Raw genomic sequence first — 20,620 nt, 5'->3', positions numbered from 1 at the left:
TGTCCGTCATGGGGGGTGATGATGGCCGACGGGCGGCAGCCCGCGCCCTGGGTTTTCCGGGCTTACCGGCCGGTGGACGCCCTGGGGGCGCCCTGAAACACTCGCGTAGCATTGCGACGGACGTCCGGTACCGACCGTGGACTGGAACGGAAGGCCGCAGCCGCGTGAACGCACCCCATCACCCAGAGCCCCAGGACCGCCCTGCCCGGCTCACTGTCGGCGTTGTCGGCGCGGGCCGTGTGGGCCCGGCGCTCGCCGCGTCGCTCCAACTCGCCGGGCACCGCCCGGTCGCCGTCTCCGGCGTCTCCGACGCCTCCGTTCGGCGGGCCGCCGCGCTCCTGCCCGACGTGCCGATCGTGCCGCCCGAGCAGGTCCTGGCGCGCGCCGAGCTGGTCCTGCTCACCGTGCCCGACGACGTACTGCCCGGCCTCGTCGCGGGTCTGGCGGACACCGGCGCCGTACGGCCCGGCCAGCTGCTGATCCACACCTCAGGCCGCTACGGGACGGCCGTCCTCGACCCGGCCCGCCGCGCCGGGGCCCTGCCGCTCGCCCTGCACCCGGCCATGACGTTCACCGGCACCTCCGTCGATGTCCAGCGGCTGGCAGGCTGCTCCTTCGGGGTCACCGCGCCGGAGGAGCTGCGGCTGGCCGCCGAGGCCCTGGTCATCGAGATGGGCGGCGAGCCGGAGTGGATCGAGGAGGAGGCGCGCCCGCTCTACCACGCGGCGCTCGCGCTCGGCGCCAACCACCTGGTGACGCTGGTCGCCCAGGCCATGGAGCTGCTACGCACGGCGGGTGTCAGCACCCCGCACCGGATGCTCGGCCCGCTGCTCGGCGCGGCCCTCGACAACGCCCTGCGCTCCGGCGACGCGGCGCTCACCGGCCCGGTCGCGCGGGGCGACGCGGGCACCGTCGCCGCCCATGTCGCCGAGCTGCGCAAGCACGCGCCCGGCGCTGTCGCCAGTTACCTGGCGATGGCCCGCGCGACCGCCGACCGGGCACTCGCGCACGGGCTGCTCGAGCCGGAACTGGCCGAGGACCTGCTCGAAGTCCTCGCGGACGGAGGTCGTTGATGGGCGCTCGGCTGACGCATACGGCGGACGAACTGCGCGGGCTGCCGCGCCAGGGCCGCCGCGCCGTGGTGATGACGATGGGGGCCCTGCACGAGGGGCACGCGGCCTTGATCCGCGCTGCCCGCGACCGGGTCGGCGCGGAGGGCCAGGTCGTGGTCACGGTCTTCGTCAATCCGCTGCAGTTCGGTCCGGGCGAGGATCTGGACCGCTATCCGCGCACCCTGGACGCGGACCTCGTGGTCGCCGACAAGGCAGGCGCGGACACGGTCTTCGCCCCGTCGGTGGACGAGGTCTACCCGGGCGGCGAGCCGCAGGTGAGGATCACCGCCGGGCCGATGGGGGAGCGCCTGGAGGGCGCGTCCCGCCCGGGCCACTTCGACGGCGTTCTGACCGTGGTGTCCAAGCTGCTGCACCTTACGCAGCCAGACATCGCTTTCTACGGCCAGAAGGACGCCCAGCAGCTCGCGGTGATCACCCGCATGGTGCGGGATCTCAACTTCCCCGTCGAGATCGTCGGCGTGCCGACGGTCCGGGAGACCGACGGCCTTGCGCTCTCGAGCCGCAACCAGTACCTCTCGCCGGAGGAGCGGCGTACGGCGCTCGCGCTCTCGCGCGCGCTCTTTGCCGGCCAAGACGCGGGCCGGCTCGCTGCCGGGGCTGCTCCCGCACCGGGTAGTGCGAGGGGCGCAGAGGCCGCGCCGGGCGCCCTTTCCGGCGCCGACCGCCCCCAGAGTGCCCTCGGGCCCGTGGGGGACGCGAGTGAGCCGAAGGGCGCTCCCCCAGAGCTTCGCCTGGGCGGTGCCCCCATGCCGAAAGCGAGAGCGCGCGGAGGGCCCGAGGAAAGAGGGCCCGAGCACGGTCGACCGTCGGCAGCGGGTCTGGGGGTACCCCTAGCGATAGCTGGGGGAGCCCGGAGGCGGACCGAGCGCCAAGACGAGGGTGCCTCCGCGAGCGTGACCGTTGCCGATCCAGCGGCCGTACGCGCTGCCGCGTACGCCGTCCTTGACCAGGCCGCCCGCGCGGAGCCCCCGCTCGTCCTCGACTACCTGGCCCTCGTCGACCCCACCGACTTCACCGAGGTGGAGCCGGATTTCGACGGTGAAGCCGTGCTCGCCGTCGCCGCCAGGGTCGGCACGACGCGTCTGATCGACAACGTCCGCCTGCAGTTCGGAGCCGCCCAGTGAACGCACCCACCCGCCGCCGTCCGGCCGCGGCGGCGTCCGGCGCGGCCCTGCTCACGGCAGGCCCGGCCCTCGGGAGCCACCGATGACCGCACCCCACATAGCCACCGGGACCAGGGGCGCCGCGCCGCAGGCACCGGCGCATCCGCATGCGCTGTGCGCCCCCCGGCCCGGCTGGGTCCTCGAGGCCGATGTGGTCGTCGTGGGCTCCGGCGTCGCCGGGCTCACAGCCGCGCTGCGCTGTGCCGCCGCTGGACAGAAGACCGTCGTCGTCACCAAGGCGCTGCTCGATGACGGCTCCACCCGCTGGGCGCAGGGCGGTATCGCCGCCGCGCTCGGCGAGGGCGACTCCCCCGGGCAGCACCTCGAGGACACCCTGGTCGCGGGCGCCGGCCTCTGCGACGAGCAGGCCGTACGCACCCTCGTCACCGAGGGCCCCGATGCCGTGCTCCGCCTGATCGGCTCCGGCGCCCAGTTCGACACCTCTTCAGAGACCGGCGAGATCCTGCTGACCCGCGAGGGCGGCCACCACCGCCGCCGCATTGCACACGCCGGCGGCGACGCGACCGGCGCTGAGATCTCGCGGGCGCTGGTCGAGGCCGTTCGAGAGCTTGGCATCGAGACCGTCGAGCACGCCCTCGTCCTCGACCTGCTGACCGACACCGAGGGCCACGCGGCCGGTGTCACCCTGCATGTGATGGGCGAGGGGCAGCGCGACGGCGTGGGCGCCGTGCACGCCCCGGCCGTGGTGCTGGCGACCGGCGGCATGGGCCAGGTGTTCTCCGCGACGACCAACCCCGCCGTCTCCACCGGCGACGGCGTGGCGCTCGCGCTGCGCGCCGGGGCAGAGGTCAGCGATCTCGAATTCGTGCAGTTCCACCCCACGGTGCTCTACCTGGGGGCGGGAGCCGAGGGCCAGCAGCCGCTGGTCTCCGAGGCCGTACGCGGCGAGGGCGCGTACCTCGTCGACGCCGACGGGCACCGCTTCATGGTCGGGCAGCACGAGCTGGCCGAGCTGGCCCCGCGCGACATCGTCGCCAAGGGCATCATGCGCCGGATGCAGGAGCAGGGTGCCGAGCACATGTACCTCGACGCCCGCCATTTTGGCGCCGAGATGTGGGAGAACCGCTTCCCCACCATCCTGGCCGCCTGCCGTGCGCACGGCATCGACCCGGTGACCGAGGCGATCCCCGTCGCGCCGGCCGCGCACTACGCGAGCGGCGGCGTACGCACCGACCTGTACGGCCGTACGACCGTGCCCGGCCTGTACGCGTGCGGGGAGGTCGCCTGCACCGGCGTCCACGGCGCGAACCGGCTGGCCTCCAACTCCCTCCTCGAGGGACTGGTCTTCGCCGAGCGCATCGCCGCGGACATCGCCCACAGCATCGCCGCGGATGTCGCGGAGGCGCGTTCCGCACGCAAGAGGGCGCGCGACTACACCGCGCGCGCCGGCACCGGCCCGCTGCTGGCCCCGGAGTCCCGCTCCGCGATCCAGCGGATCATGACGGCCGGCGCCGGCGTCCTGCGCAGCGCCGAGAGCCTCGACGCCGCGGCTCGTGCCCTGGAGACGCTGCACACCGACGCCGCCACCGCCCTCGAGCGGGAGGGCAAGACCGCCGAGCCCTGCGTGGAGACCTGGGAGGCGGCCAACCTCCTGCTCGTCTCCCGAGTCCTGGTCGCCGTCGCCCGCGAGCGCCGGGAGACCCGCGGCTGTCACTGGCGCGAGGACTGCCCCGACCGCGACGACGCGCACTGGCGCCGGCACCTCATAGCGCGCCTCGCCGCCGACGGCTCGCTGGAGATCCGCCCCACGGACTCGGCTGCCTTCCCGCCCGTCGGCTCCGTAGGCCTCGTAGGCCGCGTGAGCCACCGAACCCCAACCGTCCCGCCCGCTCCCGAGGAGAGCTCGTGAACACCTCCGACGACCGTCCACAGCCTGTGGACCTTCCCCTGCTGCAGATCGGTGGTCCGGCCGCCGGTTTCGATGCCGCGGGTGGCTGCGGTGACGCCTGCGGCTGCGGGGGCGATGACGACGACGAGGCGTTCGGCCTCGACCCAATGGAGTGCGGCCTGGACCCGGACCTCGCCGATCTGCTCGCCGACGCGGGGCTGGACCCCGTCCAGGTCGAGGACATCGCCCATATGGCGATCGAGGAGGACCTCGACCACGGTGTGGACGTGACGACCGTCGCGACCATCCCCGAGGACGCCATCGCCACCGGCGACTTCACCGCCCGCGAGGCCGGCACCGTCGCGGGTCTGCGCATCGCCGAGGCGATCCTGTCGGTCGTCTGCACCGATGAGTTCGAGGTCGAGCGGCACGTCGAGGACGGCGACCGCGTCGGGCCCGGCCAGAAGCTGCTGTCCGTGCGCACCCGCACCCGCGACCTGCTCACCGGCGAGCGCAGCGCCCTCAACATGCTGTGCCGGCTGTCCGGGATCGCGACGGCCACGCGCGCGTGGGCCGATGTCCTGGAGGGCACCGGCGCCAAGGTGCGCGACACCCGCAAGACCACCCCCGGACTGCGGTCCCTGGAGAAGTACGCGGTGCGCTGCGGCGGTGGCGTCAACCACCGCATGTCGCTGTCCGACGCGGCCCTCATCAAGGACAACCACGTTGTGGCGGCGGGCGGCGTCGCGGCCGCCTTCAAGGCCGTGCGGACCGAGTTCCCGGGCCTGCCCGTAGAGGTCGAGGTCGACCGTCTGGACCAGATCGAGCCGGTGCTGGCCGAGGGCGCGGACCTGATCCTGCTGGACAACTTCACGCCCGAACAGACCCGCGAGGCGGTGCGGCTGGTGGGCGGCCGCGCGCGCCTGGAGTCCTCCGGGCGCCTCACTCTCGACAACGCGCGCGCGTACGCCGAGACGGGCGTCGACTACCTCGCCGTGGGCGCGCTCACCCACTCCTCCCCGATCCTCGACATCGGCCTGGACCTGCGCGAGGAGCCTCGGGAGGCGCAGGGCTGATGCTGCTCACCATCGACGTCGGCAACACGCACACCGTCCTCGGCCTGTTCGACGGCGAGGACATCGTCGAGCACTGGCGCATCTCCACCGACGCCCGCCGCACCGCCGACGAGCTCGCCGTCCTCCTCCAGGGCCTCATGGGCATGCACCCGCTCCTCGGCGAAGAGCTCGGCGACGGCATCGACGGCATCGCCATCTGCTCGACCGTGCCGTCAGTGCTGCACGAGCTGCGCGAGGTCACCCGTCGCTACTTCGGCGACGTCCCCGCGGTGCTCGTCGAGCCGGGCATCAAGACCGGGGTCCCCATCCTGACGGACAACCCCAAGGAGGTCGGCGCCGACCGGATCATCAACGCCCTGGCGGCGGCCGAGCTCTACGGGGGCCCGTGCGTCGTCGTCGACTTCGGCACGGCGACGACCTTCGACGCCGTCTCGGCGCGCGGCGAGTACCTGGGCGGTGTGATCGCCCCGGGCATCGAGATCTCCGTCGACGCCCTCGGCGTACGCGGCGCGCAGCTGCGCAAGATCGAGGTGGCCCGTCCGCGCAGCGTCATCGGCAAGAACACCGTCGAGGCCATGCAGTCCGGCATCCTCTACGGCTTCGCGGGCCAGGTCGACGGCGTGGTGGAGCGGATGGCGCGCGAGCTGGCCGACGACCCGGACGACGTCACAGTCATCGCCACGGGCGGTCTGGCGCCGATGGTGCTCGGCGAGTCCTCCGTGATCGACGAGCACGAGCCCTGGCTCACGCTGATCGGCCTCCGCCTCGTCTACGAGCGCAACGTCTCCCGGACCTGATGGGAGCTGACCGGGCCTAACCGGACCTGAGCCCGTCCGGCCGTACGACACCCCCACGGAGCGTAGCGAAAAGCGAAAATTGTCCGCTTAGCACTTAAAGTCGGGCCATGCCCACGCCATACGGTTCCCGCGGCGCCATGGCGTTCAGCGCCGATGAGCTGCGCGTCCTGCGCCGCGCCCTTGCCATCGCCCTTCAGCCCGCCTATGTGCCTGCCCCCGACCGGACGGAGGAGCTCCAAGAGCTGCTCCGCCTCGCGGACGCGGTCGACGAAGTGATCCGCGAAGGGGGCAGGCTGCGCGCCTTTCTCCTCGCCGACCTCGCCCGCTACCGCGCCGCCCTCCCCGGCGCCGCCGTCGGCTATCTGGAGCGGCTTGAGGAGGTGCTCTCAGCCGGCTGTGTCCCCGGGGCCGACGACCTCGCCGCCCTCCGTGCGCTCTGCGCGGGCCCGGCCGGCTCAGCCGAGGCCGGCCGCCGCGGCGCCCTGCTGCACCGCTGCGAGGCGCTCGCCGAGCAGTCCCTGCGGCAGCGGCTCGCGAAGCGCGCGGGGGCGGCGGCTAAGGCCGGCGCTGCCCCGGCGCGCCTGATCGCCCTGCCCGGCGGCCGTGGGGCCGCTGATGACGCTGACGAGGCCGACTCCGAAGCCGCCGAGGAGCCGGCGAAGAAGCCGGAGCCGCAGCGGAAGCCGGGGCCGGCTCCCGCTCCGTCGCGCGAGCCGCAGCGGCCCCCGTCCGAGCGGCGCGGCCGTCCCGTGCCCACCCCGGCCGAGGTCTTCCCGCCGCGCCGCCGGACGCCCGGCCGGCCGACCCGGCCCGAGGAGCGGGTCGCGGGATAGCTGCGGATACTCTGGACGGCATGGACTACGTCTCCGCACTGCTGCCTCCCGTGGTGATGGCCATCGCCTTCACCGCACTCGTCGTGACGATGGTGAAGAGCCAGGGCGGTGCCAACAAGGCCAAGGAGGACGCCGCGGTCGACGCGGCGCTTTCCACCGCCGAGACGGCGCGCCAGGCCGTGGGCGAGACCCCGGGAAGCGGCGACGCCCGAGCCTGAGTCCGCGGCCTGAGGCCGCACCGCGCGTCCGAGTATCGAGAAGGCGTACGACCGGGACCACTCGTCCCGGTCGTACGCCTTTTTTCGACAGAGAAATCAACGGGCATTCAGGACATCTGGCACTAATATTTGGGCGTGGTCAGACGATTGGGTGAGCTCGAAGACGCCGTGATGACGCGGGTATGGCAGTGGAACCGCCCGGTCACGGTTCGAGAAGTGCTCGAAGACCTTCAGTTGGAACGCTCCATCGCCTACACGACGGTCATGACCGTATTGGACAACTTGCATCAGAAGGGCTGGGTGCGCAGGGAAGCCGAAGGCCGCGCCTATCGATATGAGGCCGTCTCCACCCGTGCCGTGTACTCCGCCGCACTCATGAACGACGCATGGTCCACCAGCGACAACCCCGCCGCCGCTCTTGTCGCCTTCTTCGGCATGATGTCCCCGGAACAGCGGGAAGCTCTGCGCGACGCCTTGCGCGTCGTACAACTCGACGATCCCGATGAGGGCACCGGGAGTGCAGGGCGATAGCGTCCGCACATGCCATCCGTATCAAAAGAAGTCACCGTCCGGCGGGCCCGGACCAGTGATGTGCCCGCGGTGCGCCGACTCATCGACGCATATGCAACGGACGGGATCCTGCTCGACAAAGCGCCTGTCACGCTTTACGAGGACATCCAGGAGTTCTGGGTCGCGGAGCGCGACGAGGACGCCCGTGTCGTCGGCTGCGGAGCGCTGCATGTCATGTGGGAAGACCTTGCGGAGGTACGCACTCTCGCCGTGGACCCAATGCTGAAGGGCACCGGAGTCGGCCACCGGGTGCTGACCAAGCTGCTGGAGACCGCACGCTGGCTCGGAGTCCGGCGTATTTTCTGCCTGACCTTCGAAGTCGACTTCTTCGCCAAGCACGGCTTCGTGGAGATCGGCGAGACGCCGGTGGACGGTGATGTGTACAGCGAGCTGCTCCGTTCCTATGACGAGGGTGTCGCCGAGTTCCTTGGTCTCGAACGAGTGAAGCCGAACACCTTGGGGAACAGCCGGATGCTTCTGCACCTGTGAGCGGAGTGCGAACCGGAGAGCCAACGAGAGATCCCTATGTCCGAAACGCGTACCTTTCCCGTAGTCAAGTGCAGCTGAACCCGACCGAGGGTTTGTGTTTTTCGGAGAAAGGCGGTTTCCTTTCCGTCGTACTGAATTTTTCGAAGAAAGGGATTCCGGTGGCACAGAAGGTTCAGGTCCTTCTTGTCGATGACCTCGACGGTGGCGAGGCGGACGAGACCGTGACGTTCGCGCTGGACGGCAAGACCTACGAGATCGACCTCACCACCGCCAACGCTGACAAGCTCCGCAGCCTGCTTGAGCCGTACACCAAGAGTGGTCGCCGCACCGGCGGCCGGGCCGCGGCCAGCCGCGGCAAGGCGCGTGCCGCGGCAGGCGGCAGCCAGGACACCGCGAAGATCCGCGCGTGGGCGAAGGAGAACGGCTACGAGGTCAATGACCGCGGCCGTGTTCCCGCCACCGTGCGCGAGGCCTACGAGAAGGCCAACGCCTGAGCGGACGTCGCACGCAGCAAGCGGGTCCGGTGGCACTCCGTCGCCACCGCGCCCACGAGCCGTACGAGATCGGGGGCGCAGTCACTGTCGCCCCCGCCGCGGTAGCCGCCCCGCACGGTCGTCGCGGGAAGTGTCGGCTCCACTTCGCACCCCGGCTCGGGAGGCCGTAGCCATACCGGCTGCGTCCGGCCGTCAGCGGCCTCCCGTGGGCTCGCAAGCCGCTGCTCGAACGGTCCGTAGCGCCCGTGCGCTGACGCCGAGGAGCCGTACGCCGAGTCCGGCGGCCACGGCCAGGGCGCGCGCATCCGGCCTCCAGGACCGAGCGCGGTCAGGTCGAGGGCGACACCGCCCCACTCCAGCCAGTCGAGCAGTCCGGGCAGCTCGTCCGCTGCCCCCGCGGCCACCAGCAGCCACATCCGCCCGCTGCCCACCGCCACCGGACCCGTCCGGGGAAAGCGCCGCAGCACGGCGCCGCCGGCCTGTGCCGGCAGCTCCAGGACGTCGAACCGCAGCCCGGTGAGCAACTGCAACTCCACAGGGTCCCCGGGTGCGCCTGGTGCCGTCGCCCAACCGAGCTCGCGCTCGTACCACTGGCGTACGCCGCTGTCCTCGATCGGCGAGCCGGGGCGCGGGAGTACCGAAGCCGTCATGTCCGTTGCAACTGCCGGACCTCGGCTGAGTTACGCACAGTTGAGCACCGGGTACTTACAGTGATAGCGGCGGGGGCGCACGGAAGCAATGCGGGAGCGCAAGGTTGTTCGCCCGTAGCGGAGGGAACCGGCCGGCGCCGCATGGAGTGTCAGTACCTGCGGGTACGTAATACCTAGTGGGAGGGGCGACGCGCGGGTCAGGTCGCGATGGCGTTCGCCATCGGCGTAGTGGTATCGAGGATATCCGCCTGGCCTGCGGGAACATCGTCTCGCACCATCGGGTTGGAGCTGTTGTCGGCTGTTCGGGGCAGGAGGCCAAGAACGGTGTCGGCAGTTGGAATGAGCTGTCCCCGGTAGCGGGACTAGCATGCGGAAGGACAGGGAGGGGATCGTCCCCGATCTTTCTGACCGCTCTGAGGAGCGATTAACGATGTTCGAGAGGTTCACCGACCGTGCGCGGCGGGTTGTCGTCCTGGCTCAGGAAGAAGCCCGGATGCTCAACCACAACTACATCGGCACCGAGCACATCCTCCTGGGCCTGATCCACGAGGGTGAGGGTGTCGCCGCTAAGGCCCTGGAGAGCCTCGGGATTTCGCTCGAGGCGGTCCGCCAGCAGGTGGAGGAGATCATCGGACAGGGCCAGCAGGCCCCGTCCGGGCACATTCCCTTCACCCCTCGTGCCAAGAAGGTCCTGGAGCTGTCGCTCCGCGAGGCCCTTCAGCTCGGCCACAACTACATCGGTACGGAGCACATCCTGCTCGGCCTGATCCGCGAGGGCGAGGGCGTCGCCGCCCAGGTCCTGGTGAAGCTGGGCGCCGACCTGAACCGGGTGCGGCAGCAGGTCATCCAGCTGCTCTCCGGCTACCAGGGCAAGGAGGCCGCCACGGCCGGCGGGCCCGCCGAGGGCACGCCGTCGACCTCGCTTGTCCTGGACCAGTTCGGCCGCAACCTCACCCAGGCCGCCCGCGAATCCAAGCTCGACCCGGTCATCGGGCGCGAGAAGGAGATCGAGCGGGTCATGCAGGTGCTGTCGCGCCGGACCAAGAACAACCCGGTCCTCATCGGCGAGCCCGGCGTCGGCAAGACGGCGGTCGTCGAGGGCCTGGCCCAGGCCATCGTCAAGGGCGAGGTGCCCGAGACCCTGAAGGACAAGCACCTCTACACCCTCGACCTGGGCGCCCTGGTCGCCGGCTCTCGCTACCGCGGTGACTTCGAGGAGCGCCTGAAGAAGGTGCTCAAGGAGATCCGCACCCGCGGCGACATCATCCTGTTCATCGACGAGCTCCACACCCTGGTGGGTGCGGGCGCCGCCGAGGGCGCGATCGACGCCGCCAGCATCCTCAAGCCGATGCTGGCCCGCGGTGAGCTGCAGACCATCGGTGCCACGACGCTCGACGAGTACCGCAAGCACCTGGAGAAGGACGCGGCCCTGGAGCGCCGCTTCCAGCCCATCCAGGTCGCCGAGCCGTCGCTGCCGCACACCATCGAGATCCTCAAGGGCCTGCGCGACCGGTACGAGGCGCACCACCGCGTCTCGATCACCGACTCCGCGCTGGTCGCGGCCGCCACCCTGGCCGACCGCTACATCTCCGACCGCTTCCTGCCGGACAAGGCGATCGACCTGATCGACGAGGCCGGCTCCCGGATGCGGATCCGCCGGATGACCGCTCCGCCGGACCTGCGCGAGTTCGACGAGAAGATCGCCGACGTGCGCCGGGAGAAGGAGTCCGCGATCGACTCGCAGGACTTCGAGAAGGCCGCCTCGCTGCGCGACAAGGAGAAGCAGCTCCTCGCCGCGAAGACCAAGCGGGAGAAGGAGTGGAAGGCCGGCGACATGGATGTCGTCGCCGAGGTGGACGAGGAGCTGATCGCCGAGGTCCTGGCCACGGCCACCGGCATTCCGGTCTTCAAGCTCACCGAGGAGGAGTCCTCGCGGCTGCTGCGCATGGAGGACGAGCTCCACAAGCGCGTCATCGGCCAGAAGGACGCCATCAAGGCCCTGTCGCAGGCGATCCGCCGTACCCGCGCCGGTCTGAAGGACCCCAAGCGCCCGGGTGGCTCGTTCATCTTCGCCGGCCCGTCCGGTGTCGGTAAGACCGAGCTGTCCAAGACGCTGGCGGAGTTCCTCTTCGGCGACGAGGACGCGCTGATCCAGCTCGACATGTCGGAGTTCAGCGAGAAGCACACCGTCTCGCGGCTCTTCGGCTCGCCTCCCGGCTACGTGGGCTACGAGGAGGGCGGCCAGCTCACCGAGAAGGTGCGCCGTAAGCCGTTCTCGGTCGTGCTCTTCGACGAGGTCGAGAAGGCCCACCCGGACATCTTCAACTCGCTGCTGCAGATCCTGGAGGACGGTCGCCTGACCGACTCCCAGGGCCGGGTCGTGGACTTCAAGAACACGGTCATCATCATGACCACCAACCTCGGAACCCGGGACATCTCCAAGGGCTTCAACCTCGGCTTCGCGGCCGGGGGAGACCTCCGGACCGGCTACGAGCGCATGAAGGCCAAGGTCAACGACGAGCTGAAGCAGCACTTCCGGCCGGAGTTCCTCAACCGTGTCGATGACACGGTGGTCTTCCACCAGCTGTCGCAGGACGACATCATTCAGATCGTCGACCTGATGCTGGCCAAGGTGGACGAGCGGCTCAAGGACCGTGACATGGGCATCGAGCTGAGCACGGACGCCAAGAAGCTGCTCGCGAAGAAGGGCTACGACCCGATCCTGGGCGCCCGGCCGCTGCGCCGGACCATCCAGCGGGAGGTCGAGGACGTGCTCTCGGAGAAGATCCTCTTCGGCGAGCTGCGGCCCGGCCACATCGTGGTCGTCGACACCGAGGGCGAGGGTGAGGAGCAGAAGTTCACCTTCCGCGGCGAGGAGAAGTCGGCGCTGCCGGACGTCCCGCCGATCGAGTCCGCCACCGGCGGCTCGGGCCCGAACCTGAGCAAGGACGCGTAGGCGCGCCCCGCGCTGAGCGTCACAGGCGCTGAAAGGGGTCGGCCCCGGAACCGTACGTACGGTTCCGGGGCCGACCCCTTTCAGGGTTACGGGGTCCCGGTCAGCCGGCGGCGCGGTAGGCGGTCCAGTTCTCGTTCATGCGGGTCACCTGGCCCGGGGTGAACTGGGTCATGCAGGAGTCGTATGTGTAGTCCATGAAGTTGTGGATCGGGTCTGCGCCCGGCTGGCGGGTGCACGTATCGCGGCCCTCGGGGCACTGGAACGCGGCGCTCTTCTCGGCCGGAGTGTCGCTGACGTAGTCGCCCTGGCCGTTACAGCCGCCCTGGAAGGTGTGGTACAGCCCCATCCAGTGGCCCACCTCGTGCGTGGCGGTGTCGCCCTCGTTGTAGTTCACCGCCGAGCCGCCCGGCAACGAGGTGTCGAGGATGACGACGCCGTCGTCGCTCGGGTTCGACTTGTACGAGCTCGGGAAGGTGGCCCAGCCGAGCAGGCTCTGGCCCAGGTTCGCGGTGTAGAGGTTGAGCGCGTTGGCCCCGCCCTGCCGGAGCGTGCTCTTCATCTGCTTCTCCGCCGCCGAGCCGGGGGTGAGGCTGTTGTACCAGGAGGCGTTGTCGGTGTACGTCGTGCCGGCGAGCGAGAACTGGTACGGCGTGGCGGTGTTGCCCGCGCCCTGTCCGCCGTACGCCGCGTTGAGGACGGCCATCTGCTTCGATACGTCCGTCGAGGTGAGCTTGCCGGTCGCGCCGTCGTGGATGACGTGGAAGTACACCGGGATCGTGGTCGCGGCGACGGTCGCGGAGGGCGACACCCGCCTGTCCCCGGCGGCCCGGAGCTGGTCGAGTCTGCGCTGCAAGGCGTCATTCATGGCCTTCGCCTGCGTCTGGCTGACGGCGTTCGGCTCGTGCGCCTCGCCCGCGTGCCCGCTCGGCCGGGCCATCCGGGCGGCGGCACCCTGCGCGGAATCGTCCACGCACCGCTCGGCGGCGGCCGCCTTGGCCGAGGTCTCACTGCCCGCGGCACCGGCAGGCGACGACAGCGGTGTGAGGGCAAGAGAACCGGCCAACAGAGCGGTAGCGGCCATGCGGGTTCGAAGACGCGGAGATATTCGGGCGATCTGGCGCATGTGGACTCCTCGCTGACGCAGTGGGGGAGGAACTTCCTCGCCGCCGCGGGGAGATTACGCGGACATGCCAGATCTCAATGAGGATTGAACAAGCCCAATCAATTGACGGAACAATTCGGACTTCGGGCGGAATTGCTTCACTCGGTTCCGGACTTTGAGATCTGCCGGTAACGAGAGAGATGTGCGGTGGTGGCGATGTGTCCACATACGGGCTCGACGCCGGCCGCGCCGACAGAGGGCGGCGTGACGTGGCGTTGACAGGCCGGGTGTGGCTAAAAATCGCCGCTCAGGCCGGCCCTTCGCCACTCCCGGTAGAGGAGCCCGGGCCGTTGGCCCCGAAAGGAATGCCCGTATGACCTTGTCGGCCCGAGTTTGGATCTTATGTGCAGGTGACATGCAGCACATGACCTGGCTCACGTACGAAGCAGGGTAGGAGAAACGCCTCCTGTCCGCTTCGGGACTTTCGGCCCGGGGACGCCCGGACCTTTGTCCGGACGGACTGTGGCCTTGGAATTCGTCAGGCAAAGCGCGTCATGCCTGAGCAGGGGCGTTGTGGCGGCGCCTGCCCTTTCGGTTTTCCGAGGTCGACGCCCCCGCAGGGCGCCGCATCGCTCACGCGTTCCGGTGTCCGGCTACTACGGCATGCCCTAGTAGAAAGGCCGTTTGGCGCGGCAAAAAGTGTGGGTTACCAAGGGATGAGCTGTTCCGGGCTGTGTGCCCGATTTCGTTCATTTATTGGAGGAAACCCATATGACGACGCACGTCCAGGCCGGCATCCCGCGCAAGTCCGTCCTGCGTCGCCGCGCCGCCGTCATGGCCGCGGGCATGGGCGTCTCGCTCGCGCTGGGGGCCGGGGCGGCGTTCGCCGCCACTGGGGCCTCCGCTCCTCAGGCCGCCGAGTCCGCGAAGGCCGCGACCGCCTCGGCCCCCAAGGCCGCGAAGGCGACACAGGCGTCCTGGGTGAAGCCGGTCGACAAGTACGTCCTCGGCGCCAAGTTCGGGCGCGCCGGCAACCTGTGGTCGCACAAGCACAGCGGTCAGGACTTCGTCGTGCCGACCGGCACCCCCGTCAAGGCTGTTCACTCCGGCACCGTGGTCACGGCCGGCTGGGGCGGTGCGTACGGCAACAACATCGTGATCAAGCACGGTCCGGGTACGTACACGCAGTACGGCCACCTGTCGAAGCTCAATGTGCGCGTCGGCCAGGTCGTGAACACCGGCCAGGTGATAGGCAAGTCGGGCAGCACCGGCAACTCGACCGGTCCGCACCTGCACTTCGAGGCGCGTACCGCGCCGGTGTACGGCTACGCGGTCGAGCCGCTGCAGTTCCTGCGGTCGCACGGCGTCTCTGTGTGAGACCCCGCGATGTCGCCGCCGTGAGGCCTGCGGGCGTCCGTCCGGCGAGCGACTACTCGCCGCGCCGCTGCGTGTGAGCCGAGGTCACCAGATCCAGGGCGACCTCGAGGACAGCCTTCTGCTTGTCCTCGGGGTCGCCTTCGATGTCCCGCAGCGCGAACATCCCGGCGTGGATGGCGAACAGGGCGCTGATGCAGCGGACCTGGTCCGTCAGCGCCGCATCCGGCTCCTTGAGCAGGTCGAACAGCGCGAACATCCGCTTCTTGAAGGTCTCGCCGATGCTCAGTTCCCGGATCGTCGCCTGGTTCTCCTGGAGGAAGCGGAAGAGCGCGGCGGAATCGTTGAGCGCCGCGCTGTAGCGGCGTACGAGTTCCTGCTTGGTCTCCAGGGTCTGCGGCTGCTGCCGACCCCAGGCGATCAGCTCATCGACAGCTTTGGCTCCGTCCTCGAAGCAGCTGATGATGATGTCTTCCTTGGTCTTGAAGTGGTAGTACAGCGCGGCCTTCGTGACCTCGAGCCGTTCGGCGATCTCCCGCAGCGAGGTCTTCTCATAGCCCTGCTCGGCGAAGAGGGCGAGGGCGACGTCCTGGATGCGCTGGCGGGTGTCTCCCCGGCGTCCCTGTGTTGTGCCCACGGTGCTGCTCCCCTGCGTTCGTCCTAGGTCCAGGGGACCACGGAAACTTACTTGACGCCCGGCTAGTAAACCTCTAATTTCCTCAGTGTACTCAGCTAACCGGGCGGCAAGTAAGTTTGCCGCCCCTCGCTTTCCTTCACCACCACGGGGAGTCAGAGGTCATGTCCCAGGCCGTCGAAGGCAACCAACCAGCGCCGCCGGCACAGCCGCGCAGCATGCGAGTGGTCCTGCTCGCGCTGATGATCGCGATGCTGCTCGCCATGCTCGACAACATGATCATCGGCACGGCGATGCCGACGATCGTCGGCGAACTCGGCGGCCTGAGCCATCTCGCCTGGGTGGTCACCGCCTATACGCTCGCGACCGCCGCCTCCACCCCCATCTGGGGAAAGCTCGGCGACATGTACGGCCGCAAGGGCATCTTTCTGAGCTCGATCGTGATCTTCCTGATCGGCTCGGCGCTGTCGGGGATGTCCCAGAGCATGGGGCAGCTGATCGCCTTCCGGGCGGTCCAGGGCCTGGGCGCGGGCGGCCTGATGGTCGGCGCTTTCGCGATCATGGGTGAGCTGATTCCGCCCCGCGAACGCGGCAAGTACCAGGGCATGATGGCCGGCGTGATGGCCATCGCCATGGTCGGCGGACCGCTCGCCGGCGGCACCATCACCGACCACCTGGGCTGGCGCTGGAGCTTCTACATCAACCTGCCGCTCGGCGCGGTCGCGCTCGCCATGGTCACGGCCGTCCTGCACCTGCCGAAGAAGCGCGCGCAGGCCCGTATCGACTACCTCGGTGCGGTGCTGCTGACCATCGGCATCACCGCTCTGGTGCTGGTGACCACCTGGGGCGGTACGGAGTACGCCTGGGGCTCGCGCCAGATCATCGGTCTGACCGTCCTCTCGATCGCCGCCGTCATCGCCTTCCTGTTCGTCGAGCGGCGGGCCGCGGAGCCCGTGCTGCCGCCGCACATCTTCCGCAACGGCAACTTCTCGCTGATCACCCTGATCGGCTTCCTCGTCGGCTTCGTGATGTTCGGCTCGATCACCTTCCTGCCGCTGTTCCAGCAGACCGTGCAGGGCGCCTCCGCGACCAACTCCGGACTTCTGCTGCTGCCGATGATGCTCGCGGTCATGGTCGTCTCGCTGATCGCCGGGCGGGTCACCACCCAGACCGGCAAGTACAAGCTCTTCCCGATCGTCGGCGGCGCGCTGATCACCCTGGGTCTCTTCCTGCTGGCGCAGATGGACATCGGCACCTCGCGCTTCACCTCCGGCGCCTACATGGCGGTGACCGGTGCGGGCATGGGCTTCCTGATGCAGATCACCCTGCTCATCGCGCAGAACAGCGTCGAGCTCAAGGACATGGGCGTCGCCAGCTCGTCCGCCACGCTCTTCCGGACCATCGGCGGTTCCTTCGGTGTCGCGATCTTCGGCGCGATCTTCAACCACCAGGTGCAGAACACCATGAGCGCGCGGGTCGGCGCGCAGGGAGCGGATGCCATCAGCAGCGGCGCTCAGATGGACCCGAAGAGCCTCGCCCACCTGCCGACGGCCATCAAGGACGCGTATTTTCACGCGGTCGCGAACGGCACCCACCACGTCTTCCTGTGGGGTGCGGCCATCAGCGTCATCGGCTTCGTCGCCGCCTGGTTCATCAAGGAGGTGCCGCTGCGCGGAGCGGGGGGCGGCAAGCCGGGCGGCGACTCGGAGAGCGGGGGGACCTCGGAGGGCAAGGTCGCGGTGGCGGAGTCCGTCTGACCCTTCCACCCGGCCTTCCCGGGGACACCTGTGACACTGAGGACGGCCTCCGGCGGCGCGCGCGCCGGGGGCCGTTGTCATGTGGACCTCGACCAGGACTGGGGTGATTGCGCGGACGGGGCGAAGACGGAGGGCGAGAGCCAGGGCTGGGCACCCTGCGGCGGGTTTGTCTCGCCGCCCCGGGTGGGTCCTATTCCGGGCACGTGATCACGGGGATGCTGCCGGTGTCCGTTGGTGCGGATTCGGGGAGCCACAGCACGGCCACCGCGCCGCCGCTGCGCAGCCCGTCCGCGGATTCGGACTCGGCGGCGTTGCGGAACGTCAGGCGTGCGCCGAGCACGCGGGCCTGACCGGTGGCGATCGTCAGGCCCAGGCCGTGGCCGTGCCCGGAGCGGTCGCTGCTGCCCGTACGGAACCGGCTCGGCCCGTCTTCCAGCAGTTCCGCCGGGAAGCCCGGCCCGTGGTCCCGTATCCGCAGCACCCGGCCGTCGACGGTGATCTCCACCGGGGGCTTGCCGTGCCGGGCGGCGTTGGCGAGCAGGTTGCCCAGGATGCGCTCGAGCCGCCGCGGGTCGGTGTGCACCTGGGCGTCCTGCACGATCTGTACGGCGGCCTCCGGCGCCAGCACCCTGATCCGCCGTGCCACGAACTCGCCCAGCGCGATCGCCTGCAACTCCGCCCGCTCAGCGGCGCTGTCGAGCCGGGCCACCTCCAGCACGTCCTCGACAAGCGTGCGCATCGCCCGCGCCCGGTCCCGTACGAGTTCGGTGGGGCGGCCCGGCGGCAGCAGTTCGGCGGCGGTGAGCAGCCCGGTCACCGGGGTGCGCAGCTCGTGCGCGATATCGGCGGTGACTCGCCGCTCGGCCTCCAGGCGCTGCTGCAGGGCGTCCGCCATGCCGTCCACGGCGCGCGCGAGCTCGTCGGCCTCGTCCCGTACGCGGCCGCCGATCGCGTCCCGTACGCGTACGCCCGTATCGCCCTCGGTGATCTTCCCGGCCGCGGCGGCCGCCTTCCGCAGCCGCCGGGACAGCTGACCGCCAATCAGCACGCCCAGCGCGCAGCCGCCGAGCACGACCGAGGCCGAGCCGAAGACCAGCACCCGGTCGAGATCGGTGAGGACGGCGTAGCGGTCGTCGAAGCGGGTGCGGACGGACAGCACCTTGCCGTTGCTCAGCGGGACCGCCGCCCACACCTCCGGCGCGCCGTCGCCCAGGTCGCGCAGATACGTGGCCCGGTGCCCGGTCAGCACGGCCTCCTTGAGCTTCCGCGGCAGCGCCGGGTCGTCGGTCTTCGAGTCGAACGGCAGCCGGTGCGTCGACTCGTAGATGCGCTGCGCGAACCGGACGCGTTCGTCCTGGACGTCCCGGCTGTTGTCGAGCATCGAGACCCGTGCCGCGTTGTGGACGACCAGACTGAGCACGATGGCGACGAAGGTGCTCACGGCGGCGATGGCGACGCTCAGCTTCCAGCGCAACCCCGTGCGCAGGACGGGCCTTCGCATCGGAGGTCAGCCCTTCAACTTGTAGCCGAAGCCGCGGACCGTCTCGATCCGGTCCTGACCGATCTTGCCCCGCAGCCGCTGCACATGGACGTCCACGACCCGGGTGTCGCCGCCCCAGCCGTAGTCCCAGACCCGCTCCAGCAGCCGGTCGCGGGACAGTACGGTGCCGGGCGCGGCCGAGAACTCCAGCAGCAGCCGCATCTCGGTCGGCGTCAGGGAGACCGGTTCGCCGCCCTTGCGGACCTCCATGCCCTCGGTGTCGACCTCCAGGTCGCCGAAGCGCAGCACATCGGTGTCCGGTTGTGCGCCACGTCGTCCGACGGCGTGGGCGGGCGCCGGGCCGCCGGCCGGGCCGCTGGCGTGCCCGAAGCGGCGCAGGACGGCCCGGATACGGGCCACCAGCACCGCCCCGTCGAACGGCTTGGTCACATAGTCGTCGGCCCCGGCCTCCAGGCCGAGCACCACATCGATGGAGTCGGCACGGGCCGACAGCATGATCACCGGGACGGTCGACTCGTCGCGGATCCGGCGGCACAGGCTCACCCCGTCCAGCCCCGGCACCATGACGTCCAGCAGTGCGATGTCCGGCTGCTCGGCGCGGAACTTCTCCAGGCCCGTCAGCCCGTCCGGCACGGCCGTGACGACGAACCCGTCGCGCTCCAGCGCGAGCTGGGTCGCCTCACGGATGACGTCGTCGTCTTCGACGAAGAGCACATGGGTATCGGCCATCCGCTGCTGTCAGCCCTCCGGGTCCGCGGTCGGCTGGGCGCCGTTGACCGCCTTGCTGTAGTCGCTGTGGGTCCGCGCGTGCTCGACGAACTTGTCTCCGGCCCAGCGGTAGGTGATCACGTCCTCGCCCGACGGGTAGGTGACCGAGTCACCGGGGCCGTAGACCTGCCTGGTGACGACCAGGTCGCCCCGGTCTATCTCGGCGTAGACGGGCGGCTGTTCGTTGGCGAAGACGTCCGTGTAGTGGCCGCCGCCCTCCCGCCGGTACACGTACGTGCCGACGCCGACCGCATCGGCGCAGGTGAGTACGTTGACGACGACATCGGGCGCGGAGTTCCCGGTGAGGTTCCCGTAGGAGATGTCGACCGGGTACTCGCGGCCGGCGCCGCACGGCTTGAGGTCCTTGCGGATCTCGACGCTGACCCTGGGGTCCTGCTTCAGGAGCGCGACCGCGTCGACCTTGGTGGGAGACGGAGAGGAACCGGTGCCGGGGGCCAGCGACTTCGCCGTCGACTCGGTCCGTGCGGGCCCTTCGATGCGGACGCCTTCGACGTCCGTACCGCAGCCGGCGAGCAACAGGCCGACGGCGGCCACACCCGCGGCCGCCGCTCCGGTCGACTTGCTCAGCCCTCCCGCCAGGCCTCTCGGCCGGTCCTTGCTCAGCCCTCCCGCCAGGCCTCTGGTCCAGTCCCTGTACGGGCCCCTGGTCAGGCCGCGCACCGTTGCCGCCCCCGTTCCGAACGTTCCCACTGCTGCGCGTCCACCTCGCGTCGCTCCAGCTCCTCGCGGAGCCGGGCCAGCGCCCGGTGCAGCGTGCTCTTCACCGTGCCGGCCGACATGCCCAGAGCCGCCGCCGTCTCCTCGGTGCTCATCTGCTCCCAGTGTCGCAGCACAACCACGCTGCGCTGTTTGGGGGCCAGACAGGACAGAACCTCCATCAGCAGGGCGCGGTCCGCGCGCTGTTCGGTGCCGTCGTCGACACTCGCGTCCGGCAGCTGCTCGGTGGGGACCTCATCCAGCTTGCGGGCGCGCCACCACTCGGTGCGGGTGTTGATCATCACGCGGCGGAGGTAGGCGTCGGCGAGGGACTTGTCGGCGATGCCGTCCCAGCGGCCGTAGGTGCGGACCAGGGCGGTCTGCAGCAGATCCTGGGCGTCCAGCGGATCCGGGACCAGCCGCCGGGCGCTCCGGAGCAGGGCCTCCTGGCGGGTCCGTACGTACTCCTCGAAGCCCAGCACCGCGCCGACCTCACTGTTCGCCATCCTCGACCGCCTCCGTTCCGCTGTTCCAGCCCC

20 protein-coding genes are annotated in these 20,620 nt (G+C 70.2%); 13 read left to right on the top strand and 7 right to left on the bottom strand.

All coding sequences use genetic code 11. The features are described from left to right. The first annotated feature begins 164 nt into the window (after positions 1-164). The 10 genes from ACY34J_RS12620 (at position 165) to ACY34J_RS12575 (ending at position 8,622) form a co-directional block, all read left to right on the top strand. Positions 165-1,073, top strand: a complete 909-nt coding sequence (locus ACY34J_RS12620; RefSeq protein ID WP_462726512.1) for a Rossmann-like and DUF2520 domain-containing protein — start codon at positions 165-167, stop codon at positions 1,071-1,073. Continuing rightward, entirely contained in the window at positions 1,073-2,257 is a 1,185-nt protein-coding gene (panC, locus tag ACY34J_RS12615) for a pantoate--beta-alanine ligase (RefSeq protein ID WP_462726511.1), read from the top strand. Before ACY34J_RS12620 ends, panC begins: the two co-directional genes overlap by 1 nt. 82 nt (positions 2,258-2,339) lie before the next feature. Next, complete coding sequence (locus tag ACY34J_RS12610) at positions 2,340-4,166, top strand: L-aspartate oxidase (protein ID WP_462726510.1); 1,827 nt, start codon at positions 2,340-2,342, stop codon at positions 4,164-4,166. Next, a complete protein-coding gene (gene nadC, locus ACY34J_RS12605; RefSeq protein WP_462726509.1) occupies positions 4,163-5,221 on the top strand; it encodes a carboxylating nicotinate-nucleotide diphosphorylase in 1,059 nt (352 codons plus the stop codon). Before ACY34J_RS12610 ends, nadC begins: the two co-directional genes overlap by 4 nt. Next, positions 5,221-6,018, top strand: a complete 798-nt coding sequence (locus tag ACY34J_RS12600; RefSeq protein WP_462726508.1) for a type III pantothenate kinase — start codon at positions 5,221-5,223, stop codon at positions 6,016-6,018. Before nadC ends, ACY34J_RS12600 begins: the two co-directional genes overlap by 1 nt. Positions 6,019-6,125: 107 nt before the next feature. Then, a complete protein-coding gene (locus tag ACY34J_RS12595) occupies positions 6,126-6,851 on the top strand; it encodes a hypothetical protein (RefSeq protein ID WP_462761957.1) in 726 nt (241 codons plus the stop codon). Between the two features lie 20 nt (positions 6,852-6,871). Next, complete coding sequence (locus ACY34J_RS12590; RefSeq protein ID WP_462726506.1) at positions 6,872-7,069, top strand: hypothetical protein; 198 nt, start codon at positions 6,872-6,874, stop codon at positions 7,067-7,069. 135 nt (positions 7,070-7,204) lie between these two features. Further along, positions 7,205-7,600 carry a BlaI/MecI/CopY family transcriptional regulator gene (locus ACY34J_RS12585; RefSeq protein WP_462726505.1) on the top strand — a complete coding sequence of 132 codons (396 nt, stop codon included), beginning with the start codon at positions 7,205-7,207 and terminating at the stop codon, positions 7,598-7,600. 9 nt (positions 7,601-7,609) lie between these two features. Continuing rightward, positions 7,610-8,128: an amino-acid N-acetyltransferase gene (locus ACY34J_RS12580; RefSeq protein WP_462726504.1), complete on the top strand. Its 519-nt coding sequence runs from the start codon at positions 7,610-7,612 to the stop codon at positions 8,126-8,128. 158 nt (positions 8,129-8,286) lie between these two features. Continuing rightward, entirely contained in the window at positions 8,287-8,622 is a 336-nt protein-coding gene (locus tag ACY34J_RS12575; protein WP_462726565.1) for a histone-like nucleoid-structuring protein Lsr2, read from the top strand. On the opposite strand, the gene ACY34J_RS12570 is transcribed toward ACY34J_RS12575, so the two are convergent. Then, positions 8,601-9,272, bottom strand: a complete 672-nt coding sequence (locus tag ACY34J_RS12570) for an SCO3374 family protein (protein ID WP_462726503.1) — start codon at positions 9,270-9,272, stop codon at positions 8,601-8,603. The two genes, ACY34J_RS12575 and ACY34J_RS12570, sit on opposite strands and share 22 nt — an antisense overlap. A gap of 430 nt (positions 9,273-9,702) precedes the next feature. Here ACY34J_RS12570 and ACY34J_RS12565 point away from each other — a divergent pair, with 430 nt between their 5' ends. Next, positions 9,703-12,228 (top strand): ATP-dependent Clp protease ATP-binding subunit, encoded by a 2,526-nt coding sequence (locus ACY34J_RS12565; RefSeq protein WP_462726502.1) that lies wholly within the window; start codon positions 9,703-9,705, stop codon positions 12,226-12,228. A gap of 100 nt (positions 12,229-12,328) precedes the next feature. Here the strand turns inward: ACY34J_RS12565 and ACY34J_RS12560 are convergent, their stop codons facing one another. Then, positions 12,329-13,309: a zinc metalloprotease gene (locus tag ACY34J_RS12560; protein WP_462726501.1), complete on the bottom strand. Its 981-nt coding sequence runs from the start codon at positions 13,307-13,309 to the stop codon at positions 12,329-12,331. Positions 13,310-14,101: 792 nt separating this feature from the next. On the opposite strand from ACY34J_RS12560, the gene ACY34J_RS12555 reads away from it, so the two are divergent. Then, entirely contained in the window at positions 14,102-14,707 is a 606-nt protein-coding gene (locus ACY34J_RS12555; RefSeq protein WP_462726500.1) for a M23 family metallopeptidase, read from the top strand. Positions 14,708-14,759: 52 nt separating this feature from the next. Here the strand turns inward: ACY34J_RS12555 and ACY34J_RS12550 are convergent, their stop codons facing one another. Then, positions 14,760-15,341, bottom strand: coding sequence for a TetR/AcrR family transcriptional regulator (locus ACY34J_RS12550; protein ID WP_462726499.1), 582 nt, complete (start codon positions 15,339-15,341; stop codon positions 14,760-14,762). 161 nt (positions 15,342-15,502) lie between these two features. Here ACY34J_RS12550 and ACY34J_RS12545 point away from each other — a divergent pair, with 161 nt between their 5' ends. Then, the gene (locus tag ACY34J_RS12545; RefSeq protein ID WP_462726498.1) at positions 15,503-17,095 is read left to right on the top strand and encodes an MDR family MFS transporter; all 1,593 of its coding nucleotides are present in this window, start codon (positions 15,503-15,505) and stop codon (positions 17,093-17,095) included. A 190-nt stretch (positions 17,096-17,285) separates the two neighbouring features. On the opposite strand, the gene cseC is transcribed toward ACY34J_RS12545, so the two are convergent. From cseC to ACY34J_RS12525, 4 genes are all read right to left on the bottom strand, one after another. After that, positions 17,286-18,596, bottom strand: a complete 1,311-nt coding sequence (cseC, locus tag ACY34J_RS12540) for a two-component system sensor histidine kinase CseC (RefSeq protein ID WP_462726497.1) — start codon at positions 18,594-18,596, stop codon at positions 17,286-17,288. Positions 18,597-18,602: 6 nt separating this feature from the next. Then, entirely contained in the window at positions 18,603-19,325 is a 723-nt protein-coding gene (cseB, locus tag ACY34J_RS12535) for a two-component system response regulator CseB (protein ID WP_462726496.1), read from the bottom strand. 9 nt (positions 19,326-19,334) lie between these two features. After that, a complete protein-coding gene (locus tag ACY34J_RS12530) occupies positions 19,335-19,952 on the bottom strand; it encodes a hypothetical protein (protein WP_462726564.1) in 618 nt (205 codons plus the stop codon). 80 nt (positions 19,953-20,032) lie between these two features. Further along, positions 20,033-20,587: a SigE family RNA polymerase sigma factor gene (locus ACY34J_RS12525; RefSeq protein WP_462726495.1), complete on the bottom strand. Its 555-nt coding sequence runs from the start codon at positions 20,585-20,587 to the stop codon at positions 20,033-20,035. Between the last annotated feature and the right edge of the window lie 33 nt (positions 20,588-20,620).

Source organism: Streptomyces sp. HSS9-12 (assembly GCF_054963655.1).
The sequence above is the reverse complement of the archived record's forward strand: the minus strand, read 5'-3'. Positions and strand labels throughout refer to the sequence as shown.

Coding starts and splice junctions, on each gene's coding strand:
- panC (WP_462726511.1), top strand. CDS start 1,073: ATGGGCGCTCGGCTGACGCATACGGCGGACGAACTGCGCGGGCTGCCG.
- ACY34J_RS12610 (WP_462726510.1), top strand. CDS start 2,340: ATGACCGCACCCCACATAGCCACCGGGACCAGGGGCGCCGCGCCGCAG.
- ACY34J_RS12600 (WP_462726508.1), top strand. CDS start 5,221: ATGCTGCTCACCATCGACGTCGGCAACACGCACACCGTCCTCGGCCTG.
- ACY34J_RS12595 (WP_462761957.1), top strand. CDS start 6,126: ATGCCCACGCCATACGGTTCCCGCGGCGCCATGGCGTTCAGCGCCGAT.
- ACY34J_RS12590 (WP_462726506.1), top strand. CDS start 6,872: ATGGACTACGTCTCCGCACTGCTGCCTCCCGTGGTGATGGCCATCGCC.
- ACY34J_RS12580 (WP_462726504.1), top strand. CDS start 7,610: ATGCCATCCGTATCAAAAGAAGTCACCGTCCGGCGGGCCCGGACCAGT.
- ACY34J_RS12570 (WP_462726503.1), bottom strand. CDS start 9,272: ATGACGGCTTCGGTACTCCCGCGCCCCGGCTCGCCGATCGAGGACAGC.
- ACY34J_RS12565 (WP_462726502.1), top strand. CDS start 9,703: ATGTTCGAGAGGTTCACCGACCGTGCGCGGCGGGTTGTCGTCCTGGCT.
- ACY34J_RS12560 (WP_462726501.1), bottom strand. CDS start 13,309: ATGGCCGCTACCGCTCTGTTGGCCGGTTCTCTTGCCCTCACACCGCTG.
- ACY34J_RS12555 (WP_462726500.1), top strand. CDS start 14,102: ATGACGACGCACGTCCAGGCCGGCATCCCGCGCAAGTCCGTCCTGCGT.
- ACY34J_RS12545 (WP_462726498.1), top strand. CDS start 15,503: ATGTCCCAGGCCGTCGAAGGCAACCAACCAGCGCCGCCGGCACAGCCG.
- cseC (WP_462726497.1), bottom strand. CDS start 18,596: ATGCGAAGGCCCGTCCTGCGCACGGGGTTGCGCTGGAAGCTGAGCGTC.
- cseB (WP_462726496.1), bottom strand. CDS start 19,325: ATGGCCGATACCCATGTGCTCTTCGTCGAAGACGACGACGTCATCCGT.
- ACY34J_RS12525 (WP_462726495.1), bottom strand. CDS start 20,587: ATGGCGAACAGTGAGGTCGGCGCGGTGCTGGGCTTCGAGGAGTACGTA.